A 17,463-nucleotide genomic window follows, 5' to 3' on the forward strand; every position below is an offset into this window, starting at 1 on the left:
TACTTTTCACACTAAAAGTATTGTAACCTAATATTGCGAAATATCTGTGGACAAATTGTTATTAAACACTATAAAATCCACAAAAAAAAGAAGCCGATATAAAATCGACTTCTAAAAATATAATGTTCGAGATGGGATTCGAACCCACGACCTTCCGCTTAGGAGGCGGACGCTCTATCCAGCTGAGCTACTCAAACAAGCAACTATTTGATTTTAATCTACTATAGAAGAAAAATCAATGCTTTATTACTCTTTAAATCATTAATCAAAGTTAACTGTTCCCTGTAGCCAAATAGTTCCTTTAAAGCGTCTACCAACAAGTGGTTCACCAAGAAGATTATTCTTATTAATACATACTTCAAAAACTACATCATTACTTTCGATTACAAGTAAGTATAATTCTTCCATTGTAAGATGATTTACTACATTTCTTACATCAAGTATATCTCCAAGAATTTCGTACTTATCATTTTCAATACCATAAGGCATAAAATAACTGGTAACCACACTAAGAATATCTTCTCTTGCTACTCTTCTGCTAATACGTTGATATAGGTCAATCTCATCCATAGTAAGATTTTCAAGAGCTTCTTCATTTCCCTCTCTGGCCTGAACAACAAGATCAATTCTCTTTTGATTATTCATTTTTTCTTTTATACGACTCTTTTCATTGTCATATAAAGGAAGAATAATCTTACCATCTAAAGAAAGGGCTGAAAGGCTGACACTTCTATCAGCACTTTTACCATCCATAATATTATGTCTAAGGTACTCTCCCATATTCTGCAATTGAAAAATCAGATTAACACCTAATCTAATTTCATCAACCATAACCTGGTAGTTATCCTTATCAGATTGCTTGATTATTTCTACATCATTAACTAGAGATACAGTTTCACCAAAGAATGTTGGGTAATAATAATCCAGAATAAATTCATCATCGTCATTATATATTCCGCGAAGAACTAACCCAACATTATCGGTTACCATATATCTAATTTCTACAAATTGATTTCCTTCAAAATCAATTGCTGATTCCTGGTAATCAGGTCTCAGCTTTATCTCTTGAAGTAAATCATTTAATGTATCATTATTAAGTTTACTAAATCCAATTGCTGGTAAATATTTATGCATTAATTACATACCGCCCAAAGCTTGTTCTAGTGCCTGCTCTTCTTCCTCAGCAAGCTGAATTATAGAATTTCCATCTATAATTTCCTTAACATAAGTATAACATCCTTCTCTAGAATGCATAGCATTAATTATAAAACCTGAATTCTTTTCATTTAATAAGCAAAGAGAAAAACTAAGCTTGCCTCCCATTTCATTAAATGCATCATACTTTACAAGTCCAATCTTCTGAAAACAATCCTTCATATTTTTGAAGATTGTATCTATATTTCTTTCGTTACTTGCATTAGCTTCAATTAACTCATCAACCTGTTCTAATCTATATACTAATGTATCTTCCAAAGACTTTGCATTGTTTCCTTGCATAAAAATCTTATATCTCTTTTTTAGTTTGCTCATCTGAACGATGAAAACTATTAAAAGAATCATCATTATCAAAACTAATGCAGCAAGACCAATTACTATATAGTCTGTGCTTATTCCTAAATACTGCTCAATCATTGTTGTCTCTCCATTCGAACATATATTCTATCTTATAGATTCAAGTAAATCTACGATTCTGTTAAGCTCATCCTGAGAATAGTATTCTATCTCAAGCTTGCCACATTTATTATCCTTAGCATTGATGAATACCTTTGTTCCAAGAACGCCCTTAAGCTTTTCTTGAGTATCATGGTATACAGCTTGAAGCTGTGGATCAATTCCAGCACCCTTTGTTTTTTTGTCATTCTTATCATTAAGAAGCTTTTTTACCTCACGCTCTACATCACGTACTGACATCTTTTCATCAAAAGCTTTTTCGGCAAACTCATATTGCTTATCTGGATCAGTGATTGCAAGCATAGCACGAACATGACCAGTTGTAAGTTTATCATCAATAATCATATCCTGTACACGCTTATCAAGCTTTAATAATCTAAGAGCATTTGTGATAGTAGTTCTACTCTTTGATACTCTCTCTGCTACCTCATCCTGCTTTAACTTAAACTCATCAATAAGTCTTGCAAATGCCATAGCCTCTTCAATAGGATTTAACTGCTCACGCTGGATGTTATCAATAAGAGAAATCTCAACGAACTCCTGCTCGCTAAGCTTTTTGATAATAACTGGAACTTTTTTAAATCCTGCAAGTCTAGCAGCTCTCCATCTACGTTCTCCACCAATAATTTCATAGTAAGAACCTCTATCCTGTACTATTAAAGGATTAACTATTCCATGAATCTTAATATTCTCAGAAAGTTCCTGTAGCTTATCATCATCAAAATTCTTTCTAGGCTGAAGCTTGTTAGGCTCAATCTTATCAATATCTACTTCAACAGGTGCACCATGCTCTTCTGGATTAGCAAGTACTACACCCTCATTTTTATTTACGATAAGAGAATCAAGTCCCTTACCTAGTCCTCCCTTTTTAGCTGCCATTACTAAATATCCTTTCTCCCGATTATTTCTTTTGCAAGGTTACGATAACTCTCTGCTCCAGCAGACTTTTCATCATATAGATTAATAGGAAGTCCATGTGATGGAGCTTCTGCAAGTCTTACATTTCTTGGAATAATTGTCTGATATACTGTAGCATTGAGATTATTCTTAACTGTATCAACAACATCTGAAGAAAGATTTGTTCTCTTATCGTACATAGTAAAGACAACACCATCAATCTTAAGCTTTGGATTAAGTCTCTGCTGAACCAAATCGATTGTATGTATTAATTGGCTAATACCTTCCAACGCGTAATACTCACACTGAATTGGAACTAATACAGAATCAGCTGTGGTCATAGCATTGATTGTTAACATATTAAGTGAAGGAGGACAATCTATAATTACATAATCAAAGTCATCCTTTACATAATCTACTGCATTTCGAAGAATGTATTCCTTTTCATTAATTCCAAGAAGCTCTATCTCAGCACCAGCTAAATCTACATTCGATGGAATTATAGTAAGGTTAGGAATATTTTCTACCTTATACATACATTCCTTAATACTACATTGATCAAGAACTAAATCATAAACAGTATTCTCGCATTCATCCTTATCTAATCCAAGTCCACTTGTTGCATTTCCCTGTGGATCAGTATCAATAACTAATACCTTCTTACCTGCTTCAGCTAAACATGCTGAAAGATTAATACTTGTTGTAGTTTTACCAACACCACCCTTTTGGTTGGCAATTGCGATAACTCTTTTCATTAGTTGTCTCCCTCTTTTTTTATTTATCTCTGAATAGTTTACATTATATCATTCTACTTTTTTCAATTCTACCAAGAAAATTAATTTGTTTATCCAGAAATTGTATTCATAGTAACTATATGTAGTTATCCTGTTATTATTGTAATAATGTTTCACGTGAAACATTATTTAGTTAAAATAGCAATATATAGAAGTTGATTCAAAAATCCAAATACTATATTTTGTGTTTAATATAGAATATAACCACTAATGTTTCACGTGAAACATTACTAGATTTAGTCAAATTATAGTGTTGAAATGATTTTTTCTAATTCAATTTTTGCTCTATATGGATCTAATACAATGTAATTATTAATATCAGATAAAGCATTTTTTAAATAATTATTAGAATTATCTAATGTATCATTATTAACTAAAGTATTATCAACACCTGGTCTATTAATCACAGCAGTATTAGTTAACAAAGCATTAATTTCAACTAATCGTCCATCATAGAATTTCATTTGTTGATTTTTAATATCCATCTCTTTATTTAAATCTTCAAGGATAAGCTTTATTTCTGCTGCCTTTTCATTATTTTTTGCATTTATATCTCTAGGTGTAAATTCCTTAAAATAAGATTCGTTGGATTCTTCCAAAAGAGCTAAAAATTTATTTTCTTCATTTATCTTAGTCTCCAATAAATCCATATCTTCTTTAAGTTGAATCTTATCAGATATAAGTTCCTCTTGATATTTTTTTAGAAAATCATTAATCATAAATTATTCCTCAATAATACTAATAATAGTTTCATGTGAAACAAGATTAGCTTAATGGTTCCTTGCTAGGAGTACCTGCTTTTCTTGGATACACCTTTGGAGTATTTTTTTCTTTATTAATAATAAGGAAAGACCTACTTATATCAGTATCAGGTAAACTAAATAATATAGGCTTTTCTAATTTTCCTCCTAATTTATTAATAGCTTTACCAGATAATTCTATTTCATTATTAATATCACCAGACTTAAAGCTAATAAAGTATCCACCAATTTTTACAAGAGGTAAACAGTATTCAGATAAAGTAGCAATATTAGCAACTGCACGTGAAACTACTAAATTAAACTGTTCTCTATATATTTTATTACGCCCAGCTTCTTCTGCCCTTGCATGAACTAAAGTAACATTATCAAGTCCAATACAATCAACAACTTCCTGTAAAAACTTAATACGCTTATTAAGGGAATCAATTAAAGTAAATTGAATATTAGGATAAGCTATAGCCATAGGTATACCTGGAAATCCTGCTCCAGTTCCTAAATCACATATAGTATGAATATCATTTGGCATAACAGTACAAATAGATAAACTATCAGCAAAATGTTTTACTATTACTTCATCAAAATCAGTAATAGCAGTAAGATTCATTACTTTATTTTTTTCGATTAACAACTCATAGTATTTATCAAGCTTCTCTATTTGTTTTTCAGTTAATTCAAATTTCCAACCAGATAAAGTTTTAATTAAATAAGAATAATTTCTATTCATAAATCTCCTAAAAATCGATTGTTTTAAGGGTAGATTTATATACCCACTAAACAAACAATTTTATTTATTTTTATAGGTTTCCAAATATACTAACAAAACAGAAATATCTGCAGGACTAACACCAGATATTCTTGATGCCTGACCAATATTAGCTGGTCTAAGCTTTGTTAACTTTTGTCTAGCTTCTATACGAAGACTAGATACATCATCATAATCAATATCACTAGGAATTAATTTTTTTTCAAGTTTTTTAAATTGTTTAACCTGCTTCTCTTGCCTAGTTAAGTATCCTTCATATTTAATATAGATATTTACTTCTTCTCTAACCTCATTAGAAAGAGAAGGTCTCTCTGGATCAATTGGCGCAAGCTTATCGTAATCAAGCTCAGGTCTTCTAATTAAATCAACTAACTTAATTCCATTAGAAAGAGGTATACTTCCGTATGACTCTAAAAGTTCTTGAACCTCTTTTCTAGCACCAATATTAATTTCTTTAACACGTGCAACTTCTTCATTGATTAAACGCTCTTTTTCTACTACATGTTCATAGCGTTCTTTAGACAATAATCCAACCTCGTACCCGATTTTAGAGAGGCGAATATCTGCATTATCCTGCCTAAGTAAAAGCCTATACTCTGCTCTGGATGTCATCATTCTATAAGGCTCTTTTGTCTCCTTTGTAACAAGATCATCAATAAGAACACCAATATAAGAATTAGATCTATCAAGAATCATAGGCTCTTTGCCAAGTAATTTTAAAGCAGCATTTATTCCAGCAACTAAACCTTGCGCAGCTGCCTCCTCATAACCACTACTACCGTTAAACTGACCGGCAGCAAAAAGACCATCTATATTTTTAAATTCAAGTGAAGCCTTTAATTGAGTTGCATTAATACAATCATATTCAATGGCATAAGCATTACGAACAATTTTACAATTTTCTAAACCAGGAACAGTATGATACATAGCATACTGAACATCCTCTGGCATAGAAGAACTCATACCACCAATATACATTTCGTTAGTATTAAGACCTTCAGGCTCAACGAAAAGCTGATGACGATTCTTATCTGCAAAACGAACAACTTTATCTTCAATACTAGGACAATATCTTGGACCAGTACCTTCAATCACACCTGAATACATAGGTGACCTATCAAGATTAGCTCTAATAATCTCATGTGTTTTTTCATTAGTATATGTTAAATAACATGGAACCTGCTCTATCTGTACATCATCAGGATTGGTACTAAATGAAAAAGGAACAACAGGAGTATCTCCTAATTGAATTTCCATCTTAGAATAATCGATTGAACGACTATCAATTCTAGCCGGAGTACCAGTTTTAAAGCGGTTCATTTCTACATTATTATCTGTTAAAGATGCTGTTAAATGATTAGCAGCCTTTAAACCATTAGGTCCAGTATGTTCAATAACATCTCCATACAAACATCTAGCTCGAAGATATGTACCAGTACAAATAATTACAGCCTTTGCATGATAGATAGCACCAGAAAGAGTTTTTACTCCTTCAACTTTTCCATTGTTAACAATTAAATCAGTAACTTCAGCCTGACGTAAAGTAAGATTATCAGTATCTTGCATTGTCTTTCTCATTCTAAGAGAATATGCAGACTTATCAGCCTGAGCTCTAAGAGAATGAACTGCTGGACCTTTAGATGAATTTAGCATCTTAGATTGAATAAATGTATGATCAATATTGATACCCATTTGTCCACCAAGTGCATCTAACTCTCTAACTAAATGTCCTTTAGAACTTCCACCAATATTAGGATTACAAGGCATAAGTGCAACTGAATCCATACTAACTGTAAAACAAATAGTATTTAAACCCATTCGTGCAGCCGCAAGTGCAGCTTCGCATCCAGCATGTCCTGCACCAATGACTACAACATCATAGGATTCTTCTACAACAGACATAAATAACTCCTTTAAAACAATCTTATTTTCCCATACAAAATTCTGAGAAAATCTTATTAGCTAAATCATCATCAATAGTTTCACCAGTAATTTCACCCAAAAAATTATATGCATCCATTAAATCAATTGAAAAGAAATCTTCTGGCATCATATTATCAATACTTGCTATTACATTCATCAAACTATTCTTTGCATTAGATAAGCAAGAAGCTTGACGAGAATTTGTAATATACAATGTATCATCAGTTTTAACCTCTCCACTGAAAAACATATCAGTGATAGTTGATTCTAATGTATTAAGTCCATCCATACTAACAGATGAAAAAGAAATAACAGGTTTATCATATTTTTTACATATATTCACCTCGTTAATCACTGTATCGAGGTCAGATTTATTTAATAAAATGATTACCTTTTTATCCTTAATCTTATCAATAATAAATTCATCATCAGTATCAAGTGGTCTGGATGAATCTAAAACAAACAAAATCAAATCAGCATCTTCTATAGAATCTATAGCTTTATCAACACCAATTTTTTCAACTATATCATCAGTCTGCCTAATACCAGCAGTATCAATTATATTAAGAGAAATTCCATTTATAGTAATCTGTTCTTCTAATGTATCTCTTGTAGTTCCAGGAATAACTGTAACAATTGCTCTCTCTCTTCTTGAAAGAGTATTAAGAAGTGATGATTTTCCAGCATTTGGCTTTCCTAAAATAAGTGTATTAATTCCCTCTTTTAAAATATGACCAGAATCAAATGATTTTATTAAATCATCTACAGAAGAAATCATATCCTCAACTTTTATTTTTAACTCATCAGGATAATTACTTAAATCATAATGCTCAGGATCATCAAGTGCTGATTCTATAAATGCTGTTTCGTATAAAATCTTATCACGTAAATCAACAATAATTTTATTTAAAGAACCTGATAACTGCTTAATGGAATTTTTCATGGCAAGTTCTGAATTAGAAGAAATCAAATCCATAATAGATTCTGCCTCAGACAAATCTATTCTTCCATTTAAAAAAGCTCTTTTTGTAAATTCACCAGGTTCCGCTATTCTCGCACCTGCATCTAATAAAAGCTTTAAAACCTTTTTTAATATAAGAACTCCACCATGACAATCAATTTCTATAGTATCTTCTGTAGTATAACTACGAGGTCCTCTCATTATCATAACAAGAACTTCATCTACTACTTCTGAATTAGAGACAATATGTCCGTACTGAATTGTGTGTGTATCACAATCAGCTAATTTATTTTTTCCACGAAAAATAGAATCAACTATATTAATTGATTCTTCACCACTGACACGAATAATACCTATGCCAGAACTATTTAGTGATGTAGCAATAGCACAAATTGTATCACTTTGATACATACCATCCTCCATTTTGTTAATTAATAAATTGAAGAACATTCTTAAACTTATTGATTAACAAAGTCAAAGGGTTAGCCTAAATAAAAAGACTAACCCTTGAAATTAATTATTTCTTAAGAGTAATAACAACGTAGCGATATGGCTCTTCACCCTCTGAATGAGTAGTTACACTATTATCATTCTGAAGTGCAGAATGAATAATACGTCTCTCATAAGGATTCATAGCCTCAAGAGTAACTGCCTTCTTTGTTCTCTTAACCTTGCTAGCCATATTCTTTGCAAGATTTTCAAGAGTCTCTTTTCTACGACGTCTGTAATCCTCAGTATCAATCTTTACTCTAGTATAATTTTCTGATGAACGATTAACAGCAAGATTTGTAAGATACTGTAAAGAATCAAGTGTCTGTCCACGCTTTCCAATTAATACACCCATCTCTGGACCAGCTAAGTCAATAGATAATGTCTTATCCTCTTCCTTGTAATCCATAGAAATATTAACCTCAAGCTGCATGGCTTCAAAAACATCTTTAAGAAATACTTCTGCGACCTGCTTAGGATCTTCGTCAGCAGAAATAACTACTTTGATAATAGCATCTTTAGATCCAATACCAAGAAAACCAGAGCTTCCCTCTTCTACTACTTCATATTTAATCTGATCAGAAGTAACTCCTAAAGAAACAGTAGCATTAGTAAGTGCATCAGCAACTGTCTTACCAGTGAACTCTTTAAATTCCATAATATTTGCCCCCTTATTTATTATTCTTTTCATTAAATTCTTTTACAAGATTTGCTTTTGCTGCAAGAGAATTAGAACTTGCTTTTGATCTAAACTCATCAGCCGCTTTAAGAGCTTCTGCATTATCTTTTACAAGGTTTGCTTTTGCTGCCATAGATGATGTACGTGTAGACATCTTAGCTGCTTCGTAAATCTGAGCCTGACGAATACCACGCTTTTCAGCCTTTGCTGCAGCTTTATCTTTATTCTTCTCAATAATGCTTTCAAGATCAATCTTCTCAAAATGCTTATTAAGGAAATACTGTTGAACAACACGTACCAAAGCACCAGCAATCCAGTAAAGACCAAGACCTACAGGAACAGTAAAGCAAATAAATAATGACATAAGTGGCATCATAAGATTCATTGTCTTCATCTGAGCTGCCATCTGCTCTGACTGACCCTCTGTAGATTGAGGTGTAAGCTTTATATTTAACATCTGAGTTAAATAAGAAACTACTGGAATAAGTAAAGCGCAAATAATAATAGCAAAATCTTTAGTATCAGCTGACCATCCTGCCTTAATAAGATTAAGTGGAGTATCAGAAATATTAAGAACAAATAAATAATTAATCTTTTCAAGCTTAGCAACAACAGTATCAATTGAAGATGTTAAATTAGGAAATGCATTACTAACAGCTTCCCAACCTGAAGATGGAAGCTTGTATAAAACATCTATTAAATAATTAGATACTACAGTTTTATCAGAAGCTGTAAAATCATAAACAATATTCTTAAGATTTGAAGAATCAGCAATAGATGTCATTGTATCAGCAAAACCATCTGTTGCCATAATACCTTTAACAAGCTCTGCAAAAACATTTTTTACAGAAGTGATATAAGCAGGTACATTATAGAAAACTCTATAAAGCGCAAAAAGAATAGGCATTTGTATTAACATATAAACACAGCTACCAGTAGGTGAAATACCGTATTTATCATAAAGTGCCTGAGTTTCCATTTGCTGTTTTTGCATGCTATCCTGGTCACGTGCACCTTTATACTTATCCTGAATTGCTTTCATTTCAGGCTGCATCTTACGTGTTAAAACAGCAAACTTTTGCTGCTTATATGTAAGAGGAAACATACAAAGATAAATAACAAAAGTAAAAATAAAAATTGTAAGAGCAATGTTTTCAATGCCAATAGCAGCAAGTAAAACATAGATCTTATCCATAATCCAACCTAAGAAAACTGCAATAGGTCCAAGGATTGATCCACCATAAGCGGTAAGTAATAAATCGCTCAATGTAAAACCTCCAGTTGATTAAGGAACCGGATCATATCCACCATGAGAAAAAGGATTACATCTAATAATTCTCCAAAGAGCCAAACTACCCCCTTTAATAGCCCCATATTTTTCTACAGCTTCTAATCCATAAGCTGAACATGTAGGACAATAAGGACATTTAGTAGTTTTCATTGGAGATAAGTATTTTCTATAAAATTTGATTAAAAATATAAACAACTTCTTCAACATAATAGAAAGGATGATTCCAATTATTTACGAGTTACCTTGTGAAGATTTGCAAGATGAAGCAAAGATTTTTGTATCTCAGCAAATGTTGCGGAAGCAGCAGCTTCTCTTACAACGACTACAATGTCCAAACCACTATTGAACACCTCTTCATTTAGTCTATAACTTTCTCTTATCAGTCTCGTCAAATGATGCCTAACTACTGAATTTCCAACCTTTTTACTAACAGAAATTCCAATACGATTTCGATCTGTATTATTATGGTAGATATACATTACAAGCTGTCTATTAGCTTTTGACACACCTCTTCTGTACACGAGCGTGAAGTCTTTATTCTTTTTTAGAGATTCACTAAATTCCATAACAATATTTTCCTTTAAATAAGAAGAAAGACCACATGGTCTGTGGCCTAAGCTGATAATTTTTTTCTTCCTTTTGCACGTCTAGCAGCAAGAACCTTACGTCCACCTGCTGTGCTCATTCTTGATCTAAATCCATGTACTTTGGATCTCTGTCTCTTTTTTGGTTGATATGTCATCTTCATAATATATCCACCTCCTCTTTATGAGAAAACATCAGTTGAAATTATAAAGGGAAAAGCGCATAAAGTCAATAAAAAATGAAATAATAAAATGAAGATTATAGCTGTGGATAACTCAAAAACACAATATCTAATTACAAAGTGAAAATAATAATACTAAATCTTGTAGAAAAATGTTTAAAAAAAAATATATTTTATCTACAATGCGTGGAAAACTCTGTGGATAAGTTAGAAATAAATCAATTTTATCCACAAAGATTATATAAAATAATGTAAAATAAAGGAAGAAAATGTGGATAAATATATTTATTTAAATGTGGATAACTATAATCTCAATTTTAAAGGCCCAAATTTACAAAATAAGCCATTTTACCTCTTTGACAATCCCCACCACGTTTTTGTACTAAATATTGATTTAAAGCCGTATTTAGGTTAGAATATAAAATAGTTTAAAATGTGGATAAAAGGGAAATTGTATGGAAGAAATTGTTAAAAAATGGGACGAAGTCCTAGATTATCTTAAAACTGAGTATAGCATCTCAGATGTATCTTATAATTCTTGGTTAAAACCTCTCGAATTATTTCAAATAGAAGATAATAAATTATACATAACCTATAATGGTGATCAAAATCAAATGACTATAGGTTATATCACTAGAAAATATGCAACACCAATTAAAGTAACAATTGCAGAAATAACTGGAACACAGTTTGATGAAATAATTTTTATTACCCAAGAAAACGCTAATCAAATAAAAAAAGAAAAAAATATAGATCTTATTAAAATAGAAGAAACAAATTCATTTGAAGAAAAAAGAATAGGTAATTCTACTATTAATCCAAAATTTACTTTTGATAATTTTGTCGTTGGTCGTAATAACAGATTTGCTCAAACTGCAGCACTTGCAGTTGCTGAATCACCTGGCGAGTTTTACAATCCCCTCTATATATATGGCGGACCTGGACTTGGTAAAACTCACTTAATGCAGGCAATTGGTAATTATATTGAAAATCAAAATCCAAATACTTATATATTATATGTAACTTCAGAAGAATTCACTAACGAAGTTATTGAAAATATGAGAACAAACAACAACGCTACTGCAATGCAGCGATTTAGAGATAAATATAGAACAGTTGATGTTCTAATGGTTGATGATATTCAATTTATAATAGGTAAGGAAGCAACTCAGGAAGAGTTTTTCCATACATTTAATGCACTTCATGCAATGGGTAAACAAATAGTTATATCTTCTGATAAGCCACCAAAAGATATGGAAACTCTTGATGACCGTTTTAAATCAAGATTCGATATGGGTCTTATGGCTGATATCGGATATCCAGATTATGAAACTAGAATGGCCATCCTTAATAAAAAAATTGAAGAGAAAAACTTCAACCTGGATGAATCTATTAGAAAATATATAGCTGAAAATATCCAGTCAAACATTAGAGAAATTGAAGGAGCTCTTAATAAGCTTATTGCTTTCTCAAGGCTTGAAAAGATAGATATCACAATGGATATAGCTGAAAGAGAATTACAAAACTTTATCTCTCCTAACATATCAAGAGAAATAACACCTCAGCTTATTATAGAAGTAGTAGCTGAACACTTTAATATAACAGTAGATCAAATGGCATCTAAAAATAGATCAAGCTCAGTAGTTAGACCAAGACAAATAGCCATGTACTTATGTAATACAATGACAGATTCATCTTTACAAGCAATCGGCCTATTATTAGGTGGTAGAGACCATTCTACTATCATCCATGGTGCTAACAAAATCGAAGATGAAATTATTAAAGATGAAAACACAAAGAATCTTGTAGAAACCATTAAGAAAAAGATTAATCCTAATTAATGTGGAAAAAATGTTGATAAATATGAAGATAACTTGTGATTAAATTGTGAATCAAATGTAGATAAAATTTTATTTTAAAAATTTAACATTTTTTATTCACAAATTATCCATACATTATCAATATAAATTTCACATATTTCCACGAATTATTAATTCATGTTTTACGTGTAGATACTGGAGTTTCACAGTTATATACAAATCAACAATCTATAATAATAATACTTAGAATATAAATTATATTTTTTTATGTTTAAGAAAGGGAGCACACCATAATGAAAATATCATGTCAAAAAGCTGACCTTGTTAAAGGAGTAAATATTGTATCAAAAGCAGTACCAACTAGAACTACAATGGCAATACTTGAATGTATTCTTATTGATGCTTCTTCTGGAGAAATAAAACTTACTGCTAATGATATGGAAATAGGAATTGAAACTATTGTTAGCGGAACCATCCATGAAAGAGGAATAATCGCACTTGATGCAAAGAAATTTTCAGAGATTGTAAGAAAGCTTCCTGAAAATGAAGTTACTATAGAAACTGATACTTCTTTTAAAACATCTATCACATGTGAGAAAGCTAAATTTGATATTATAGGAAAATCTGGAGAAGACTTCTCTTATATTCCAGTAATCCAAAGAAATCAGCCTATTGTTATTTCTCAGTTAACATTAAGAGATATTATCAGACAGACTATTTTCTCTGTTGCTGATAATGAAAATAATAAATTAATGACAGGTGAGCTTATTGAAATAAAAGATAATAAGCTTAAAGTTGTAGCTCTTGATGGACATAGAGTTTCTATCAGAAATATTGAATTAAAGAATCCAGCAAATGATGTTAAGGTTGTAGTTCCAAAGAAAACTCTTAATGAAATTATCAAAATTATAGATGGTGGTATTGATGATGAGGTAAATATCTTTGTTACTGATAATCATATCATTTTCGAATTTGATCAAACAACAGTAGTATCTCGTATAATCGAAGGAGAATTCTTTAAGATTGAGCAGATGCTTTCTGCTGATTATGAAACAAAGGTAAAGATTAATAAAAGAGAATTCTTTGATTGTATTGATAGAGCTACTATTCTTGTTAATGAAGGTGACAAAAAGCCAATTATTGTAAATGCTGTAGATAATACAATGTCTCTTTCAATATCATCATTTATTGGAACAATGAACGAAGATATTGATATTGTAAAAGAAGGTAAGGATATTATGATAGGCTTTAACCCTAAGTTTGTACTTGATGCACTTAAGGTTATTGATGATGAAGAAATCAATCTATTTATGCTTAATGCAAAAAGCCCATGCTTTATTAAAGATGATGCTGGTTCATTTATCTATATTGTCCTTCCTGTAAATTTCAATAATCCAGGAGCAAACTAATGGAAAAGATAGTTATACGTGATGAATTTATTAAACTTGGTCAACTACTTAAGCTTGCTAATCTAGTTGAATCTGGAGCAATGGCAAAGGAAGTCATTGAAGAAGGTTTAGTAAAATATAATGGCGAGGTTGAAACGCGCCGTGGTAAGAAAATCTATCCAGGTGATATTGTTGAATTTAATGGAGAAAGTGTAACAGTTACTAATGATAATTAAATCCATTGAGCTTGAAAATTTTAGAAACTATGATTCACTTTCAATTAATTTTGATGAACATACTACTATTCTTTTCGGGGACAATGCCCAGGGAAAAACTAATATTCTTGAATCTGCCTATATGTCTGGAACAACAAAATCTCATAAAGGCAGCAGAGACAAAGAAATTATAAAGTTTGGAAAAGATGAAAGTCACATAAAGACAGTTGTTGTAAAAAATAACAGAGATTATCAGATAGACATTCATCTTAAGAAGAATAAATCAAAGGGAATTGCTATAAATAGAGTCCCTATAAAAAAAGCCGCTGATTTATTTGGACTTATAAATATAATTTTCTTTTCACCTGAGGATTTGAATATTATTAAAAATGGTCCGGCTGAAAGAAGAAAATTCATGGATGCCGAGCTATGTCAAATTGATAAGATATATCTTTCAGATTTGACAAATTATAATAAAGCATTAAATCAGCGAAATGCTCTTTTAAAAGAGATGATATATAAGCCAGAGCTTAAGGATACATTAGCTGTTTGGGATGAACAATTAATAAGCTATGGTAAAAAAATAATTAATAGACGTCAGCAGTTTATAAACGACATAAACATCATTGTAAAAGATATTCATTCTAAAATTACAGCACAAAAAGAGCAAATTGATGTTAGCTATGATCCAAATATTGAAGATATTTTCTTTTTGGATGAGCTTGTAAAAAACAAAGAAAAGGACATGCGATTTTGTCAAACTTCTGTTGGACCACATCGTGATGATATTAAAATTACTGTTGATGGAATTGATATTAGAAAGTTCGGAAGTCAGGGACAGCAAAGAACCTGTGCTCTCTCACTTAAGCTTTCAGAAATAAAACTTGTTGAAAATACAATAAATGACAAACCAATATTGCTTTTAGATGATGTTTTATCAGAGCTTGATAAAAATCGACAAAGTGATTTATTAGATAATTTACTTGATACACAAACCATAATTACTTGTACAGGTCTTGATGAATTTGTCAAAAATCGATTCAAGCTTAACACAGTTTATAAAGTAACTGATGGTTCTATAGAATTAATAACGGAGGAACTAAATGGCGGGCGAAATTAATCAAGAATACGGTGCAGACCAAATACAGATTCTCGAAGGACTTGAAGCTGTTAGAAAACGTCCTGGTATGTATATTGGTTCTACCTCTGAGAGAGGTCTTCATCATTTGGTATATGAGATAGTTGATAATGCTGTTGATGAAGCTTTAGCTGGATTTTGTACTCATATTCAGGTAACAATCAATCCAGATAATTCAATAACTGTTATAGATGATGGTCGTGGAATTCCAACTGGAATCAACCACAAGGCTGGTATACCTGCAGTAGAAGTAGTATTTACTGTTCTACATGCCGGTGGAAAGTTTGGTGGTGGAGGATACAAAGTATCTGGTGGTCTTCACGGCGTTGGTGCTTCTGTTGTTAATGCTTTATCTAACTGGGTAGAGGTAGAAATTAAGCGTGAAGGCAAAATCTTTAAGCAAAGATATGAGCGTGGTAAGACTATGTACCCTCTTAAAGAGATTGGTACATGTAACCCGGAAGAAACAGGTACAAAGGTTACATTCCTTCCAGATGATACAATTTTTGAAACTACAGTTTTTGATTATAAAACATTGAAGGTACGTCTACGTGAGACAGCATTCCTTACAAAAGGTCTTCGCATCACTCTCACTGATACCAGAAGCGAAGAAATTAAAGAAGAAAGCTTCCACTACGAAGGTGGTATAAAAGAATTTGTTCAGTATATCAACCGTGGTAATAAGCCACTTTACGAAGATGTTATTTACTGTGAAGGTACTAGAGATAATATCTATGTTGAAGTTGCAATGCAGCATAACGATGGATATCAGGATCAGGCTTACAGCTATGTAAATAATATTGTTACTCCAGAAGGTGGTACTCATCTTACGGGATTTAGAGGTGCCCTTACTAAGGTATTTAATAAATATGCCAGAGATAACAAGATTTTAAAGGATAATGACCCACAGCTTGAGGGTGATGATATCAGAGAAGGCTTAGCAGCAATCATTTCTATCAAGATTGAGGAGCCTCAGTTTGAAGGTCAGACTAAGCAAAAGCTTGGTAATTCAGAGGCAAGAGGTGCTGTTGATTCAATTGTTACAGAACAGCTTACATGGTTCTTAGAGCAAAATCCTGCTACAGCAAAGCTTATTTGTGAGAAATCTCTTCAGGCACAGAGAGCTAGAGAAGCTGCTAGAAAAGCTAGAGATTTAAGCCGTAGAAAAACACCACTTGAGGGAATGTCACTTCCAGGAAAGCTTGCAGATTGTTCAGATAAAGACCCTAAGAATTGTGAAATCTTCATCGTTGAGGGAGATTCCGCTGGTGGTTCTGCTAAAACTGCAAGAAGCCGTGCAACACAGGCTATCTTACCTTTACGTGGTAAGATTCTTAATGTTGAAAAGGCTAGAGAAGATAGAATCTATGGTAATGCAGAAATACAGGCAATGATTACTGCATTCGGTACAGGTATTCATGAAAACTTTGATATTTCAAAGCTTCGTTATCACAAGATTATTATCATGACTGATGCCGATGTAGATGGTGCACATATTGCAACACTTATGCTTACATTCTTATACAGATTTATGCCAGAGCTTATTAAGCAAGGCTATGTATATCTTGCTACTCCTCCACTTTATAAGCTAGAGAAGAACAAGAAAGTCTGGTATGCATATTCTGATGAAGAATTAAATCAGATTCTTACAGAAGTAGGTCGTGACGGAAATAATAAGATTCAGCGATACAAAGGACTTGGAGAGATGGATGCGGAACAGCTTTGGGAAACAACCATGGATCCAGAAAAGAGAATTCTTAAGCGCGTAGTTATTGATGATGAAGATGTTTCAGAAATTAACGTTACATTTTCAACTCTTATGGGTGATAATGTTGAGCCTAGACGAGAATTTATCGAGGCTAACGCTAAGTATGTACAGAACCTAGATATATAATCTAAAAAATTTC

18 protein-coding genes and 1 tRNA gene are annotated in these 17,463 nt (G+C 32.0%); 5 read left to right on the forward strand and 14 right to left on the reverse strand.

Annotation, left to right across the window (positions count from 1 at the left end; translation table 11 throughout):
- Positions 1 to 123: 123 nt before the first annotated feature.
- From IJ535_RS13895 to rpmH, 14 genes are all read right to left on the reverse strand, one after another.
- Positions 124 to 197, reverse strand: a tRNA-Arg gene (locus tag IJ535_RS13895).
- 64 nt (positions 198 to 261) lie between these two features.
- Positions 262 to 1,134 carry a DUF3881 family protein gene (locus tag IJ535_RS13900; RefSeq protein WP_294304038.1) on the reverse strand — a complete coding sequence of 291 codons (873 nt, stop codon included), beginning with the start codon at positions 1,132 to 1,134 and terminating at the stop codon, positions 262 to 264.
- A 3-nt stretch (positions 1,135 to 1,137) separates the two neighbouring features.
- Entirely contained in the window at positions 1,138 to 1,632 is a 495-nt protein-coding gene (locus tag IJ535_RS13905) for a DUF4446 family protein (RefSeq protein WP_294290638.1), read from the reverse strand.
- Positions 1,633 to 1,659: 27 nt separating this feature from the next.
- Positions 1,660 to 2,550, reverse strand: a complete 891-nt coding sequence (locus IJ535_RS13910) for a ParB/RepB/Spo0J family partition protein (RefSeq protein WP_294290635.1) — start codon at positions 2,548 to 2,550, stop codon at positions 1,660 to 1,662.
- Positions 2,551 to 2,552: 2 nt separating this feature from the next.
- Complete coding sequence (locus tag IJ535_RS13915) at positions 2,553 to 3,323, reverse strand: ParA family protein (protein WP_294290632.1); 771 nt, start codon at positions 3,321 to 3,323, stop codon at positions 2,553 to 2,555.
- 284 nt (positions 3,324 to 3,607) lie between these two features.
- Positions 3,608 to 4,081, reverse strand: a complete 474-nt coding sequence (locus tag IJ535_RS13920) for a hypothetical protein (protein WP_294290629.1) — start codon at positions 4,079 to 4,081, stop codon at positions 3,608 to 3,610.
- A 46-nt stretch (positions 4,082 to 4,127) separates the two neighbouring features.
- The gene (rsmG, locus tag IJ535_RS13925) at positions 4,128 to 4,847 is read right to left on the reverse strand and encodes a 16S rRNA (guanine(527)-N(7))-methyltransferase RsmG (protein WP_294304040.1); all 720 of its coding nucleotides are present in this window, start codon (positions 4,845 to 4,847) and stop codon (positions 4,128 to 4,130) included.
- Between the two features lie 60 nt (positions 4,848 to 4,907).
- Positions 4,908 to 6,788, reverse strand: coding sequence for a tRNA uridine-5-carboxymethylaminomethyl(34) synthesis enzyme MnmG (mnmG, locus tag IJ535_RS13930; protein ID WP_294304042.1), 1,881 nt, complete (start codon positions 6,786 to 6,788; stop codon positions 4,908 to 4,910).
- A 22-nt stretch (positions 6,789 to 6,810) separates the two neighbouring features.
- A complete protein-coding gene (gene mnmE, locus IJ535_RS13935; protein ID WP_294304044.1) occupies positions 6,811 to 8,181 on the reverse strand; it encodes a tRNA uridine-5-carboxymethylaminomethyl(34) synthesis GTPase MnmE in 1,371 nt (456 codons plus the stop codon).
- Between the two features lie 106 nt (positions 8,182 to 8,287).
- Entirely contained in the window at positions 8,288 to 8,917 is a 630-nt protein-coding gene (gene jag / locus IJ535_RS13940; protein WP_294304052.1) for an RNA-binding cell elongation regulator Jag/EloR, read from the reverse strand.
- Positions 8,918 to 8,930: 13 nt separating this feature from the next.
- Positions 8,931 to 10,205, reverse strand: a complete 1,275-nt coding sequence (locus tag IJ535_RS13945) for a YidC/Oxa1 family membrane protein insertase (RefSeq protein WP_294304054.1) — start codon at positions 10,203 to 10,205, stop codon at positions 8,931 to 8,933.
- Positions 10,206 to 10,223: 18 nt separating this feature from the next.
- Positions 10,224 to 10,436 carry a membrane protein insertion efficiency factor YidD gene (gene yidD / locus IJ535_RS13950; RefSeq protein WP_294291780.1) on the reverse strand — a complete coding sequence of 71 codons (213 nt, stop codon included), beginning with the start codon at positions 10,434 to 10,436 and terminating at the stop codon, positions 10,224 to 10,226.
- Between the two features lie 20 nt (positions 10,437 to 10,456).
- Positions 10,457 to 10,795 (reverse strand): ribonuclease P protein component, encoded by a 339-nt coding sequence (gene rnpA / locus IJ535_RS13955; RefSeq protein WP_294304056.1) that lies wholly within the window; start codon positions 10,793 to 10,795, stop codon positions 10,457 to 10,459.
- 47 nt (positions 10,796 to 10,842) lie between these two features.
- Complete coding sequence (rpmH, locus tag IJ535_RS13960; protein WP_015550658.1) at positions 10,843 to 10,977, reverse strand: 50S ribosomal protein L34; 135 nt, start codon at positions 10,975 to 10,977, stop codon at positions 10,843 to 10,845.
- 473 nt (positions 10,978 to 11,450) lie between these two features.
- Here rpmH and dnaA point away from each other — a divergent pair, with 473 nt between their 5' ends.
- The 5 genes from dnaA (at position 11,451) to gyrB (ending at position 17,450) form a co-directional block, all read left to right on the forward strand.
- Positions 11,451 to 12,836 carry a chromosomal replication initiator protein DnaA gene (gene dnaA, locus IJ535_RS13965; protein WP_294304058.1) on the forward strand — a complete coding sequence of 462 codons (1,386 nt, stop codon included), beginning with the start codon at positions 11,451 to 11,453 and terminating at the stop codon, positions 12,834 to 12,836.
- Between the two features lie 272 nt (positions 12,837 to 13,108).
- Positions 13,109 to 14,224 carry a DNA polymerase III subunit beta gene (gene dnaN, locus IJ535_RS13970; protein WP_294304060.1) on the forward strand — a complete coding sequence of 372 codons (1,116 nt, stop codon included), beginning with the start codon at positions 13,109 to 13,111 and terminating at the stop codon, positions 14,222 to 14,224.
- Positions 14,224 to 14,439 carry a S4 domain-containing protein YaaA gene (yaaA, locus tag IJ535_RS13975; protein WP_294291769.1) on the forward strand — a complete coding sequence of 72 codons (216 nt, stop codon included), beginning with the start codon at positions 14,224 to 14,226 and terminating at the stop codon, positions 14,437 to 14,439. Before dnaN ends, yaaA begins: the two co-directional genes overlap by 1 nt.
- The gene (gene recF / locus IJ535_RS13980) at positions 14,429 to 15,538 is read left to right on the forward strand and encodes a DNA replication/repair protein RecF (protein WP_294304063.1); all 1,110 of its coding nucleotides are present in this window, start codon (positions 14,429 to 14,431) and stop codon (positions 15,536 to 15,538) included. Before yaaA ends, recF begins: the two co-directional genes overlap by 11 nt.
- The gene (gene gyrB, locus IJ535_RS13985) at positions 15,522 to 17,450 is read left to right on the forward strand and encodes a DNA topoisomerase (ATP-hydrolyzing) subunit B (protein ID WP_294304064.1); all 1,929 of its coding nucleotides are present in this window, start codon (positions 15,522 to 15,524) and stop codon (positions 17,448 to 17,450) included. The genes recF and gyrB overlap by 17 nt, the downstream gene beginning before the upstream one ends.
- Positions 17,451 to 17,463: the final 13 nt, after the last annotated feature.

The organism is Pseudobutyrivibrio sp. (assembly GCF_017471675.1).
GTDB lineage: Bacteria > Bacillota > Clostridia > Lachnospirales > Lachnospiraceae > Pseudobutyrivibrio.